Origin of the sequence: Actinosynnema sp. CS-041913, from assembly GCF_050942485.1 — a bacterium.
Classification (GTDB): domain Bacteria; phylum Actinomycetota; class Actinomycetes; order Mycobacteriales; family Pseudonocardiaceae; genus Actinosynnema.
The window spans coordinates 7,391,202-7,404,375 of the sequence record NZ_CP192037.1; the positions used below are offsets into that span (position 1 = coordinate 7,391,202).

Annotated in this window: 12 protein-coding genes; 4 read left to right on the forward strand and 8 right to left on the reverse strand. The window is 72.3% G+C overall.

Going from position 1 to position 13,174, the window contains the following annotated elements:
* Positions 1-1,266 (forward strand): DUF58 domain-containing protein, encoded by a 1,266-nt coding sequence (locus ACQPZF_RS33115; RefSeq protein WP_433263755.1) that lies wholly within the window; start codon positions 1-3, stop codon positions 1,264-1,266.
* Positions 1,266-3,713, forward strand: a complete 2,448-nt coding sequence (locus ACQPZF_RS33120) for a transglutaminaseTgpA domain-containing protein (RefSeq protein ID WP_433263757.1) — start codon at positions 1,266-1,268, stop codon at positions 3,711-3,713. Before ACQPZF_RS33115 ends, ACQPZF_RS33120 begins: the two co-directional genes overlap by 1 nt.
* Before the next feature lie 276 nt (positions 3,714-3,989).
* Here ACQPZF_RS33120 and ACQPZF_RS33125 read toward each other — a convergent pair whose 3' ends face one another.
* The 6 genes from ACQPZF_RS33125 to ACQPZF_RS33150 all read right to left on the reverse strand — a co-directional run bounded on the left by ACQPZF_RS33125 (position 3,990) and on the right by ACQPZF_RS33150 (position 9,486).
* On the reverse strand, positions 3,990-4,373 hold the full coding sequence (locus tag ACQPZF_RS33125; protein ID WP_121008387.1) for a DUF3040 domain-containing protein: 384 nt from the start codon (positions 4,371-4,373) through the stop codon (positions 3,990-3,992).
* A 474-nt stretch (positions 4,374-4,847) separates the two neighbouring features.
* Positions 4,848-5,753 carry a hypothetical protein gene (locus ACQPZF_RS33130; RefSeq protein WP_433263759.1) on the reverse strand — a complete coding sequence of 302 codons (906 nt, stop codon included), beginning with the start codon at positions 5,751-5,753 and terminating at the stop codon, positions 4,848-4,850.
* Positions 5,754-5,931: 178 nt separating this feature from the next.
* Positions 5,932-6,189, reverse strand: coding sequence for a hypothetical protein (locus tag ACQPZF_RS33135; RefSeq protein WP_433263761.1), 258 nt, complete (start codon positions 6,187-6,189; stop codon positions 5,932-5,934).
* A 113-nt stretch (positions 6,190-6,302) separates the two neighbouring features.
* On the reverse strand, positions 6,303-6,944 hold the full coding sequence (locus tag ACQPZF_RS33140) for a Crp/Fnr family transcriptional regulator (RefSeq protein ID WP_433263763.1): 642 nt from the start codon (positions 6,942-6,944) through the stop codon (positions 6,303-6,305).
* A 103-nt stretch (positions 6,945-7,047) separates the two neighbouring features.
* Positions 7,048-8,325 (reverse strand): DNA polymerase IV, encoded by a 1,278-nt coding sequence (locus ACQPZF_RS33145; RefSeq protein ID WP_433263765.1) that lies wholly within the window; start codon positions 8,323-8,325, stop codon positions 7,048-7,050.
* A 60-nt stretch (positions 8,326-8,385) separates the two neighbouring features.
* On the reverse strand, positions 8,386-9,486 hold the full coding sequence (locus ACQPZF_RS33150; RefSeq protein WP_433263767.1) for an amidohydrolase family protein: 1,101 nt from the start codon (positions 9,484-9,486) through the stop codon (positions 8,386-8,388).
* Positions 9,487-9,524: 38 nt separating this feature from the next.
* Between ACQPZF_RS33150 and ACQPZF_RS33155 the strand changes: the two genes are divergently transcribed.
* Both ACQPZF_RS33155 and ACQPZF_RS33160 read left to right on the forward strand, forming a co-directional pair.
* Positions 9,525-10,856 (forward strand): glutamine synthetase, encoded by a 1,332-nt coding sequence (locus ACQPZF_RS33155; RefSeq protein WP_433263769.1) that lies wholly within the window; start codon positions 9,525-9,527, stop codon positions 10,854-10,856.
* 345 nt (positions 10,857-11,201) lie between these two features.
* Entirely contained in the window at positions 11,202-11,603 is a 402-nt protein-coding gene (locus tag ACQPZF_RS33160; protein WP_433263770.1) for a nuclear transport factor 2 family protein, read from the forward strand.
* Positions 11,604-11,775: 172 nt separating this feature from the next.
* Here the strand turns inward: ACQPZF_RS33160 and ACQPZF_RS33165 are convergent, their stop codons facing one another.
* Together ACQPZF_RS33165 and ACQPZF_RS33170 are read right to left on the reverse strand one after the other, a co-directional pair.
* Positions 11,776-12,363, reverse strand: a complete 588-nt coding sequence (locus ACQPZF_RS33165; protein WP_433263772.1) for a sigma-70 family RNA polymerase sigma factor — start codon at positions 12,361-12,363, stop codon at positions 11,776-11,778.
* Between the two features lie 84 nt (positions 12,364-12,447).
* Positions 12,448-13,170, reverse strand: coding sequence for a class I SAM-dependent methyltransferase (locus tag ACQPZF_RS33170; protein ID WP_433263774.1), 723 nt, complete (start codon positions 13,168-13,170; stop codon positions 12,448-12,450).
* Positions 13,171-13,174 lie beyond the last annotated feature (4 nt).

The following is a 13,174-nucleotide window of genomic DNA, read 5'->3' on the forward strand; positions in this document are numbered from 1 at the left end:
ATGCGCGGAGCCCTGTCCGGACTGACGACCAGGGGCCGCTGCCTGCTCGCCGCCGGGATCGCCGCCCTGCTGTGCGCGGTCGTGCTCAACGAGCGCGACCTGCTGCGCGTGGCGGTGTTCGTGGTGGCGCTGCCGGTGCTCGCGGCGTGGCTGGCGCAGCGGGCGCGGGTCGGCCTGCACGCGTCCCGGTTCCTGTTCCCCAGCCGCGTCCAGGTGGGCTCGGCGACCGACGTCCGGGTGGAGCTGCGGTCCACCGGCCGGCTGCCGACCGGCGGCCTGCTGCTGGAGGACGCCGTGCCGTACGCGCTCGGGTCGCGGCCCCGGTTCGTGGTGGAACGCCTGCCGCGCAACACGGTCACCTCCCTGCGCTACCCGCTCAAGCCGGTGCTGCGCGGCATCCAGCAGGTCGGCCCGCTGATGGCGCGGGTGACGGACCCGTTCGGGCTGGCAGAGTTCGACCGCGAGCTGGCGGGCCGCTCGCAGCTCGTCGTGGTGCCGCGCGTGGTGGGCCTGGCGGGTCTGCCCAGCGGCTCGGGCATGGGCGCGGGCGACGACGGATCGATCCGGCTGCGCGCCGGGCAGGGCGAGGACGACGCCGTGGTGCGGCAGTACCGGCACGGCGACGACTTGCGGAAGGTGCACTGGCGCTCGACCGCCCGGCGGGACGAGCTGATGGTCCGCGTGGAGGAACGGCCGTGGCGCGGCGGGACGACCGTGCTGCTGGACCACCGCCAGACCGCGCACCGGGGCACCGGTCCCGGCTCGTCGCTGGAGTGGGCGGTGTCGTTCGCGGCGTCGGTCTGCCTGCACCTGCACCGGTTCGGGCACCAGGTGCGGCTGGTCGGCGACGACGGCCGGGTGCTGGCGGGCGGGTCCGGCGACGGCGGGCACAGCGACGCGGTGGTGCTGGACGCGCTGGCCGCGTTGCAGCCCTCGCACCGCCGTGAGCCGGCGGCGGGCCTGGACCCCGGCGCGGGTCAGGAGGTCATCGCGCTCCTCGGCGGCTCGACGCCCGCCGTGGTGGACGCGCTGGTGCGCAACCGGCCGCGCGGGATGCGCAGCCTCGCCGTGGTGATGGACGTGCGGGCGTGGGCGGCGGCCACCGAGGACCCCGCCCCCGACCCGGAAGAGGCGCGGCGCCTGCTGACCGGGGCGGGCTGGGGCGCGGTGGTGGCCCGGCCGTCGACGCCGATGGGCCAGGTCTGGCAGGAGCTGTGCCACAGCGCGGGCAACCGCGGTCCCGTGGTGCGCACGGAGGTGGGTTAGTGGCAGGCAGGACCGCCGCCGGCGGCGGCAACTGGGCGGTGAGCGCGACCCCCGCCGTGGCGGGCCTGGCGACGCTGTGCGCCGCGACCGCGCTGTCCAGCGTGATCGGCGGCGCGCTGTGGCTGGTGAACCTGGCCGTGGCGATCATCGTGGTGGCGGGCGTCGGCGTGCTGTTGCGCGCGGCCCGGCTGCCCATCCCGCTGGTGGGGCTCGGCCAGGTGTTCGCGCTGCTGTGCCTGCTGGTGACGATCTTCACCCGGACCGGCGTGCTGCTGGTCTTCCCCGGACCCCAGTCGTTGAGCGACCTGCTCACGGTGCTGGGCACCGCGTTCGCCGAGGTGCAGACCGGGGTGCCGCCGGTCGACGACAGCGAGGCCATGCGGTGCCTGGTGATGCTCGCCATCGGCCTGGTCGCGGTGCTGGTGGACCTGCTCGCGGTCGGCGCGTCCGCGCCCGCCGCGTCCGGGCTGGTGCTGCTGTGCGTGTTCGCGGTGCCCGCGTCGCTGGCCGACGAGATGCTGCCGCTGTGGACGTTCGTGTTCGGCGCGGCGGCGTTCGCGCTGCTGCTGGCCGTCGACGGGCAGCACCGGCACGAGGCGTGGCGCGGGAGGCTGCCCAACGGCGGGGTCGGCGGCGCCGGTCCGGCGGCGACCGGCGTCGCGGGGCTGGCGGTGGTGGTCGCGCTGCTCGCGGGCGCGAGCCTGACCCTGGTCGGCACCGTCGGGCGGCTGCCCGGCACCGGCGACAGCGTGGGCGGCGGGGCGGACAAGCTCGGCCTCGACCCGATGACCGAACTGCGCGGCATGCTCAACCAGGGCGCGACGCGGGAGCTGTTCCGGGTGCGCGACCTGCCCGAGTCGTCGTACCTGCGGGCGATGACGCTGCGCGAGTACGTGCCGGACGAGGGCTGGCGCATCGGGGAGGACCTGCCGCCGGGCGTCGCCGCGAACGGCGACCTGCCCGCGCAGCCCGGCGATCCCGGCGGCGGCGAGACCGTCGAGGTGACCATCGAGCCGGTGAGCTGGCTGGACAACTGGCTGCCGGTGTACGGCAGGCCGCGCCGGATCCAGGACGTGGACCAGAACTGGCGCTACGACCCGGTGCGCGGCATGGTCTACAGCGTCCACGCGCGGCAGGCGGGGACGTACAAGATCCAGACCGTGCTCAAGGAGCCGGGCGCGGACGCGCTGCGCAAGGCCTCCGGCACGCTGGACATCGAGGACGCGTACCTCGAAGCGCCCGGCGTGAGCCCGGAGGTGGCGAACCTGGCGCGGACGATCACGCGCGACCAGGACAACACGTTCGACAAGGCCGCGGCGCTGCACCGGTTCTTCACCGACGGCACGCAGGGCTTCACGTACACCACGCAGACCACCGGCCCGCAGACCAGCGACGCGTTGCGCGACTTCGTGTTCACGGGCAAGAAGGGCTACTGCGAGCAGTACGCGTCGGCGATGGCGATCATGGCGAGGTCGGTCGGCCTGCCGTCCCGCGTGGCCATGGGCTTCACGGCCGGGTTCCCGACCGACGACTACCAGACGATCACGACCCAGGACGCCCACGCGTGGGTGGAGATCTACTTCCCCGGCTACGGCTGGATGGTCTTCGACCCGACGCCGCTGTCGGACGGCCGGGGCCTGGTGCCCCCGTACATCGCCGGCCAGAACCCGGACGGCGAGGAGACCGACACCACCGACACGACGACCACGACGACCATCCCGACGACCGCCGGCAGCAGCGGCTCGACGTCCGCCGCGCCGGGCGCCACCGGCCAGGACGGTCAGACCCAGGACGAGGAGCCGACGCCCACGTGGCACACGGTGACCCTGCTGGTCGCGGCCGGCGTGGGGGTGCTGCTGACGGGTTTCCTGCTGGTCTGGCGGAACCGGCGGTCACGCGGCCCCGGTCCGCCGGACTGGGCGGGGCGGACGCCGTGGCTGCTGCCGGCCCTCGGCGGGACCGCCGTCGCAGCCTGGATGGTGGGCCTGACGATGGCGGTCGCGCTGCTGTCGTGGTGGGTGGCCGGGCCGTTGCTGGCGGTGCTGGTGGCGGCGGTGCCCGCCGGCGTGCGGGCCGTGCGGCGCAAGGCCCGCTTGCAGGCGGTGGCGAGCCTCGGACCGGACGCGGCCGGCGCGGCGTGGCAGGAACTGCTGGCCGAGTCCGTGGACCGCGGCACCCGGGTGCCCACGACCGAGACCGTGCGGGTGGCGGCGCGGCGACTGGTCCGAGCGCACAACCTGGACGAGCAGGGCCGCGACGGCCTGCGCGCCGTGGTCGGCGCGGTGGAGCGCTCCTGGTACAGCGCGCGGGCCGACGCGGACCCGTCGTTGCCGCAGGCGTTCGACGAGGTCCGGCGCAGCCTGAGCCGCAACGCGCCGCTGGCGCTCCGGGCGAAGGTGCTGCCGCGGTCGGTGCTGCACCCGAACGTGCCGCCGGAGACGACCTGACGGACTCCTGACCGGACGCCGTCGGTGAACTGACCGGCGGCGCTCCCGCCATGATCATGTCGGGAGCGCGGTTCGCGGAGTGCCTGTGCGAATCGGCAGACGGTCGCCGGATCAGCCCTCCGGCGACCGTGACCGCGTGGACATCCGGAGCACCGCATTGCGCGGGCCCCGGTAGCGCGCACGGCTACGCCCCGTCAGTAGAGCTGACGGGGCGCATTCGCCAACAGCTCCCCTTGATCGGGGAGCGGGCCGGGGTCGGTCAGGCGGGGTTCGTCTCTACTCGTCCTCTAGGCGACGACGGAAACGCTCTTCCATCTTCTGGGAGAACGAGCTGCGGCTCGGCCGACTTCCCTCTTCGGCGGGTTCCTCGGCACCCTGGTCACCACGACGCAACGTCGTCACGGTGAGCAGCACGCCGAAGAACATCACCAGGAAGCCGACTACGCTCACCACCGGGATACCAGCGAGCTTCGGCAACATCACACCCGTCACCAGCAGCGCGACACCCACGGCGAACAGCACGATGCCCTGGATGCGACGCCGTCGGGACGGCTTGCGCAGCTTGGCGCCGCGCACAGTGGATGCGAACTTCGGGTCCTCGGCGTAGAGCGCGCGCTCGATCTGGTCGAGCAGTCGCTGCTCGTGCTCGGAGAGTGGCATGGCTCCTCCTCCGGCACAGCGGTCGCGGGCGCCGGGTGTTCACGGTTGCCGCCGGTCCCGGCGGACGCCCCACCCTGGGGGCGTCACAACCAGGATACGATTCGCGGGGCCCGGCGACTACCCAGTCCTCGACCATAAGCGGTTCGTTCGGTCACCATCATCCTCACGGGTCAACGGTCAGACCTTCGTGAGGTCGCCCAAACCGCCCCGAAGGTCAATTGTCAAGCCTCCGCTCGTAGCGGGTCGACGGCAATGTGAGCCCAAGTACACCCGATCAGGGGCCTCCACCCGGCTCGCACCCACGGTTCGGGATCACGAAGCCCCTAGACTTGCACCCGCCATTCATCCCATCACCACACCTCTATGGTCGCGCATACTCGCTCCTCAATGATCGGCGACGCTTCGGGCATGGGCGCAGGGGGCGATGGCGAGCGGTGGACCGGGCGCAGCCCATCCTGAGCCGGGGGTGGCCACTCAAGGCCGGGTGTGGCCGGTCAGGGCGGGGCGGGAGCGGTTTTGGGCCTGGGTGGTTGCGTGGAGTAGGGATCTGGCTGCTTTGCGGCCGGCGCCGCGCAGTTCCTGTGGTGGGGTTCGGAGCACCACCGCTCCCGCTGCCGTGAGCAGGGTGTCGGGGTTCGCGGTGAACTGCCAGGCCAGCGCCAGCTCCTCCCACCACGCGTCGGCCGTGCCCACCGGGGTGCCGTCCGCTGTCCGCACCTCCACGTTCCACCTCGGGGGCGGGAGCGGGAGGTCGGCGAGCAACGCTTTCGCCCAGGCCTGCGGAACGGTCCGGATGCCGTCCGACAGGTCCCTCAGGATCCGCCTCGTCGGGTCGGCCTCCCTGGACAGGCCCTTCGCCAGGTCCGCCACCCCCACGCCGCCCCGGCGGACCGCCTCCGTCAGCACGGCCCGCACGGCCTCCTGGTCCCCGAGCACGGACTTCGCCGCGTCGACGGCGGCTCTGGCCAGCGGCGCGGTCAGGAAGCCCTTTCTCAGGACCGGCGGCGGGAGCGTGCGCGACCTCGCCACCCGGAGCAGTGGCGTCGGGTCGACCGGTCTGGTGGACAGGACCTGGATCGGGCCTGACACGGGTAACGCACGCATCCCGTGGAGTTGCAGCGCGTCGAGGCCCGTCAACTGGGCGTCGGGGCCGGCGTAGCGGAGGGCCGCCTGCATCAGTTGCCGGCGGTTCGGGGGTTTTCGGGACAGCAGGAGGACTCCGGGCAGGACGTGTTGCCAGGGGGCTCCCGGACGGCAGCGGCTGGTCAGTTCTTCGTTGGACAGGCCCAGGCTGAGCAGTTCCGCCGCGGTGGTCACGCGGTGCGGGAACAGGTTCGCCAGGGCGTCCAGGCTGATCGTGGCTCGGTTCGTGGTGTGCATGGGTCCACGATCGACGTTTCGGGGTGGGCCGTCGACAGGGAGTTCACGAATTGTGGACAAGTGCCGGGGCTGTGGACAACTGGCGCGAACGCGAACGAGAAGAGGCCTTCCGCGGACCCGACCGCCCGCGGAAGGCCTCATGGAACGGCGACCGCCCCTCGTCGGCCACCGCCGGGATCTAGAGCCGGACCAGGTCTTCCCTGATCTCGGCGTCCAAGTCGCGCCGGTTCGCGCGGACCTCGCGCCAGGCGTCGTGCACGGCCACCAGGCCGCCCGACAGCACCAGCGCCACGGCCAGCGCGACGATGCCGCTCGTTTCCAGTTGCGTGACGATGACGGCGGCTGCCCAAAGCTGGACGACGGTGAAGACGAGGGTGCAGGCGAGGCGTTCGGTGAACCGGCGGCGGGACCTGGCGGGCTCCTCGTGGTGGTTCATGGCTCCCCCTCTGAGTTCGGCGTACCTCATTTGTAGGGGGAACGGCGCGGATGTTCTGCGTCAGATGACGCACAAGCCGGAACCCGATTTTTGCAGGTGAGGCCTTGTGCGGATCACATGGTCAGGTCGTAGAGCCGATTCACTTCGAGAATGTCGATCTTCCGCCGCCCGGTGCTGATGATGCCCGCTTCGCGCAGCGACCGCAGCACCCGCACGAGGGATTCGCGGGACGTGCCGGCGATGCCCGCCAGCTCCTCCTGGCTCAGCGACACGGCGCCCTGGTCGGCGATGCCCCGCTCCAGCGCCACGTCGATCAGCACGGCCGCCACGCGCTGGGTCGCCGTGCCGCTGATCTGGACCCGCTGGCGGTCCGTGTCGCGCTGCCGGGCCACGACGACGGTCAGCACGGCCCACGCGATACGCGGGTACCGCTGGCACAGGGACGCGAACCCGGACGCGGAGACGATCAGGGCACGGACCGCGCCCAGGGCCCGGACGGTGGCCGAGCGGGGCAGGCCGTCGATGGCCGAACGCTCGCCCACGATGTCGCCCGCGCCCCGGACCGCCAAGACCTTCTCGGCGCCGTCCGCCTTCGTGGCGGTGACGCGGAGCAGACCTCGCCGGACCACCAGCACGTGGCGGGTCACCTCGCCCTCGTGGCAGATCACATCGCCGGAGGCGTAGTCGCGCTCCGTGCCTGTCGCCCCGAGCACCGCGTGCTCGGCGGGTGTGAGGAGACCCCAGAACCGGTCCACGCTGACAGGGTGCACGGTGATCGACCCGGCCGTTCGGTTTGTCCACTCCGACCACCCGAACGGCCTGCTCCGGCACGTCGGGACACCGAATCGGCGACCGGCATCAGCGCTCGGGCCTGGGCTGCGCCTCGTTCGGCTGGTGCGGCGCCGCGGCCAGCAGGGACGCCGGTTTCACCGCGGCCCGGCCGAACCTGGTCCGGGCCTGGTCGGCGGCCTGCTCGGCTTCCCGCCACCCGCGCTCCGGCGCGTCGAACATCAACTGTTCGCCGTCCTCGCCCTCCACCAACTGCTCGATCCGCACGCCGATCAGCCGCACCGCGCCCGGCGGGACCTGCTCGTCCAGCAGGGTCGATGCGGTCTTGTAGACCTCCTGGGTCACGTCGGTCGCCACCCGCAGGGTCTTCGACCTGGTGATCGTGGTGAAGTCGGCGAACCGGACCTTGATCGACACCGTCCGCCCGCGCAGCCCGCGCGACCGGAGGGACGCCGCCGAGCGTTCGGACAGTCTCAGCAGCTCGCGCCTGAGCAGCTCGCGGTCGAAGTGGTCGACCTCGAACGTCTCCTCCGCGCCGATGGACTTCTCCCTGGTCGACGGCACCACCGGGCGGTCGTCCAAGCCCTGGGACAGGGCGTGCAGGTGCTCCGCCAGCGCCACGCCCAGCACGCGGCGCAGCCGGGGCAGCGGGGTGGCCGCCACGTCGGCGACCGTCTCCAGGCCCACCCGGTCGAGCTGCTCCGCCGTGCGCTTGCCCACGCCCCACAGCGCCGAGACCGGCAGCGGGTGCAGGAACTCCAGCACGGCCGCCTTCGGCACCACCATCACGCCGTCCGGCTTGCACATGCCGGACGCCAGCTTCGCGAGGAACTTCGTCGGGGCCACGCCCACCGAGCACGTGATCCCGTGCGCCTCCTCCACCTGGCGCCGCACGAGCTGCGCGATCGCCGCCGGGGTCAGCCGCAGCCGCCGGAGCGCCCCGCTGACGTCCAGGAACGCCTCGTCCAGGCTCAACGGCTCCACCAGCGGCGTGATGTCCCGGAAGATCGCCATCACCCCGCGCGACACCTCCTGGTACCGGGCGAAGTTCGGCGGCACGAACACCGCGTGCGGCGCGAGCCGCCGGGCGTGGGCGGTCGGCATCGCCGAGCGCACGCCGTACTCGCGGGCCAGGTAGTTCGCCGACGCCACCACGCCCCGGTTCGCCGTGCCGCCCACGATCACCGGCTTGCCGACCAGCTCCGCGTTGTCGCGGATCTCCACGGACGCGTAGAAGGCGTCCATGTCGACGTGCAGCATCGCGCAGCCGGTGTCGTCCGGCCACGTGTCGCCCCGCGCGCGGAAGCGGTCGACCAGGCCGCGTGGCAGGTTCGCGCTGCGGCCCATGCCCACCTCCTCCACCGACAGGGTTCCACCGAGCCAAGCTTCGAACTCGTGTTCGACAGCCTAGTCCAGCCGGTAGGCCCGGTGCGCGTTCTCCGAGCCGATCAGGTGGGCGATCCGCACCGCGTCCGCCTCCCCGAACGCGTGCCGCCGCAACCCGGACAGCAGGAAGTCCGACAACGCCCGCCGGAAGAACAGCGCGCCCAGGTGGTACAGCTCGGCCAGGCCGAACGCGTCCGTCGAGAACAGGAACTTCCCGAACGGCACGATCTCCAGCGCCTCGGCGAACACGCGGCTCGCCTGGTGCCCCAGGTTGTGCGTGGCCAGCCCGAGGTCCACGAACACGTGCGGGAACACCTGCGCCAGGTACCCGGCGCTGCGGTGGAACGGGTAGTTGTGCAGCAGCATGATCGGCACGTCCAACGCCGCCGTCGCCCGCAGCAGGTCCGTCAGCAGCGACGGATCCGCCCGGTGCAACGCCAGATCGCGGTCGCCGTACCCGACGTGGAACTGCACCGGAAGCCCGAGCTCCAGCGCCTCCCACACCAGGAACCGCGACAGCACCTCGTCGGCGCACCGCTCACCGCCGACCGCCAGCCACCGCTCGCACGCCGCCACCACGGCCGCGTCGGACGGACGCTCCCCGGACAGTTGCAAGCCCACCCGGTACGCCGCGATCGACTTCGCCGCCACCGCGGGCCCGACCTCCAACGCCCGACGAACCCGGTCGGGAAACCCCACGGCACCGTCCATGATCACATCTTCGGCGAGGCGTTCCAAGCGAATCACCGGGAGTTCACGCGATCCGGTGAACACCGAAGGCCCGACCAGCCGCTCCGGCCACAGCCCACCGTCCACCAGGAACGTCGTGATCCCGGACGCCACCAGGAACGCCCGGTTCACCTCCGCCGCGCCCAGAGACCGCCGCCGCGCCACGTACTCGGCGGCTGGCGCATGGGGTGAGAGATCCAGCAAAGGCCCACACCAGCGCCGCACCGCGAAGCCCACCGAGGAGTCGAACAGCGAGGTCCCCCAAGGGCTCACGACGTCCGCCTCGGTCAGCATCTCCTCGAACCCGATCCGGTCCACGTCATCCCGCAACACCCCGTGGCAGTGGTGGTCCACGAGGTTCAGCTCGGCGACGTAGGGCAGCAGCGGGTCCACTTGTTGAAGGGTAGAGACCTGGTGTACCCACGCACCTCATGGACACCGCGGAACGGGACCACCGGCACGCCTGGGCCACCGACCTGCTGGACGACCTCGCCGATCGCGACGTCGTGGCGGTCGCCATCACCTGGGTCGACCACAGCGGCATCACGAGGGTGAAATCCGTGCCGCTCGACAAGCTGCCGGACGCCGCCGCGCACGGCGTGGGCGCCTCCCCCGTGTTCGACGCCTTCCTCCTGGACGACTCGATCGTCTCCGGGCGGCACGCCGGCGGCCCGGTCGGCGACCTCCGGCTGCACCCGGACCTGGACCGCATCACGGTGCTCGCGGGCCAGCCGGGCTGGGCGTGGGCCCCGGCCGACCGCCACGACCAGCACGGCGACCCGCACCCGCAGGACGAGCGCGGCCTGGCCCGCACCATGGCCGACCGCCTCACCGTCCACGGTTACGAGATCAAGGCCGGTTTCGAGGTGGAGTGGGCGGTAGGCCAGGCCGGCACCGACGACTTCCGCCCCGCCACCACCGGCCCCGCCTACGGCCACGCCCGCCAGGTGGAGCTGTCCGACTACTGCGTGGACCTGATCGCCGCCCTGGCCGAGCAGGACGTCGACGTGCTCCAGTTCCACCCCGAGTACGCACCGGGCCAGTTCGAGGTTTCCACGGCCCCCGAGGACCCGGTGCACGCCGCCGACACCGCCGTCCTGGTCCGCGAGACGATCCGGGCGATCACCGTCCGGCACGGCCTGCGCGCGTCCTTCTCACCCAAGGTCGTCGCGGACGGCGTCGGCAACGGCGGCCACCTGCACGTGAGCCTGTGGCGGGACGGCCGCAACCTGTTCGCGGCCGACGACCGGCCGCACCGCCTCGCCGCCGACGCCGAGTCGTTCGCGGCGGGCGTCCTGCGCCACCTGCCCGCGCTGTGCGCGATCGGATGTCCCTCGGTGGCGAGCTACCTGCGGCTGGTGCCGTCGCACTGGGCGGGCGCGTTCGCGGTGTGGGGCGTGGAGAACCGGGAGGCGGCGCTGAGGCTCGTCGCGGGCCGTGACCTGGAGATCAAGCCCTACGACCTGTCCGCGAACCCCTATCTGGCGGTGGCGGCGACGCTCGCGGCGGGTTTGGCCGGGATCGTGGACGACGCGCGCCTGCCCGAACCGGTCGGGGTCGACCCGGCCCACGTCCGGCACGCCGCACGGCTGCCCGTGTCGCTGGAGGAAGCCGTGCGGGCGTTCGAGGACGACGACGTGCTGTTCGAGGCGTTCGGGCCGGAGTTCGCCGCCACCATCGCCGACGTGCGGCGTGGCGAGATCGACCGGTTCGCCGACTCGACGCCCGAGGAGATCGCGCACGCCACCCGCTGGCGGCACTAGGCCGCGTCTCGAAGTCATGGCCACTCGTTGATGCGCGTCGGTCAAGTCCGCCCGCCCCGTCACAGCTACACCGTCCACGTACGGAGCTTTCGCACCGGGCTGCACGTGGTCGACACCCCGTTCGTGCGTGAACCAACCCACGATGTCGTCGAATGTGCGGAGCGCGCGTTCCCGGTCGGGCGCGCACGTGGCGTCGTGGGTGTCTTCCATTCATCGGAGGTGCAGTACCTCTACAAAAGAGACCGGTTCACCTACCCACTCTTCGGCGAGCAGCGAGCCGTGACGTACTCCTGGTCCCCGATACCGTGTCGCCGGCCAGAACCGAACGAGTGAGCAGGAGCGGGTATGACCGACGATGTGGCCGGCCAAGTGATCAAGGCCGAGCAGGATCGGATCCAATGTCTCCTCGACGTGGATCGCGGCACCTACGACCGCTTGCACGCCGCGGAGTACCGGTTGTGCAACCCGACCGGCACCGTGTGGACGAAGGCCGAATACCTGGACCTCCTCACCACCGGGCGGGTCGCCTACCGGGAACTGGGGCTGACCGGCGACGTGGACGCCATCGTCGGCACCGACGTCGTCGTCCTCCGCTACCGGTGCGTTATCGAACTCACCGTCGACGGCGCGGACATCCCGCGGCACGATGCCTGGCACACCGACGTCTACACCCATGCCGGCGGCACGTGGCGTTGTGTCTGGTCGCAAGCCACCGGCATCATGGACCTTCCGTTGGCCGCACCCTGACCCGGCACGAGGAAGGCGCGGACCCGCCGGACTTGACGTTGTGACAAATGGCAGGAACCAGAAACGTCCAGTGGTTAGTGGCCCGGTTGTTTCTGGACAAGCTCGCCGTCCGCTACGAGGCCACCGTCACAGTCGCAGCGATCAACGAGTGGCTATGGCTTCAAGACACGACCTAGGCCCTCGCGGCGGGGAAGAACGACTCGACCTCCCGACGAAGCCGCGACAACGCCCGGTGCTGAGCCACCCGCACCGCGCCCGGCGAGGACCCCACCACGGCGGCGGTCTGCTCGGCCGACAACCCCACCACCACCCTCAGCAGCAGGATCTCCTGTTGCTTGTCCGGCAGGATCTTCAGCAGCGCGGCCACGTGGCGGGACAGTTCGGCGCGCAGCGCGCTCTGTTCCGGCCCGTCCTCCTCGGTGGGCGAATCGGGCACGTTGGACACGGGTTCGGCGCGGTTCCGCAGGGCTGCGCGGTGGGCGTCGGCCACTTTGTGCGCCGCGATGCCGTATACGAACGCCAGGAACGGCCGCCCGTGGTCCTTATACGTCGGCAGCGCGGTCAGCACGGCCAGGCACACCTCTTGCGCCACGTCGTCCGCCGAGGCGAACGTGCGTTCCTGGCGGCCGACCCTGGCCCGGCAGTAGCGCACCACCAGCGGTCGGATGGAGGCCAGCAGCCACGCGATGGCGAGCCGGTCTCCCGCGACGGCCCGGCGCACCTCGTCCTCCAGCGACTCGGGCGACGGATCCACGGCCATCAGCGGGCCTCGGGTAAGTGCGGATCTCCCATGCGGGACTCCTGGCGGTCGGCAGTGGTTGCCGACCACGTTTCTACCGCATCGTCACGCCGGCCGACGGGCCAACACGTGCAGCCGGGCGGCCACATCGCGCAGCGGCGACCGGGTCGCGGCGGCGAGTTCCAGCTCGGCCAGCGCGTCCGCCGCGCCCGGGTTGGCCTCCAGCACGGAGCCCGGCACCAGGTCGGACACCACGCCGTGGCCCTGGAGCAGCTCCAGCTTCAGGCCCGCGTCCAGCACCAGCGCCTCCAGGCCCGCCGCGTCGAACCGCCGCTGGACCGTCTCGCGCGACCCGGTGAGCTGCCCCGCCTCGTCGTCCAGCAGCCGCCGCGCGTCGACCAGCTTGCCCGCGATCGCCCGGTGCAGCACGGCCGCGTAGCGGTTCGCCACCAGCACGGACACCGCGCCGCCCGGCGCGACGGCGCGGGCCAGCGCGGACAGCGCGACGGCCGCGTCGTCCACCACCTCCAGCAGCCCGTGCCCGAGCACGAGATCGGCGGACGAGTCGGCGTCCAGCACGTCCGCGTCGCCCTGGACCGCCGTGATGCGGTCCAGCACGCCGGCCTCGCTGGCCCGGCGGTGCAAGGTCGCCAGGGCGTTCGGGTTCGGCTCGACCACGGTCACCGTGCACCCGGCCACGGCGAGCGGCACGGCCCACACGCCGCTGCCACCGCCTACGTCCAGCACCCTGGGCGGTTCTCCGTCCCGGCGCTCCCGCGCGGCGGCCAGCTCGGCGTCGAGCACCCTGTGTACGGCGTCCGGTCGCATGGCA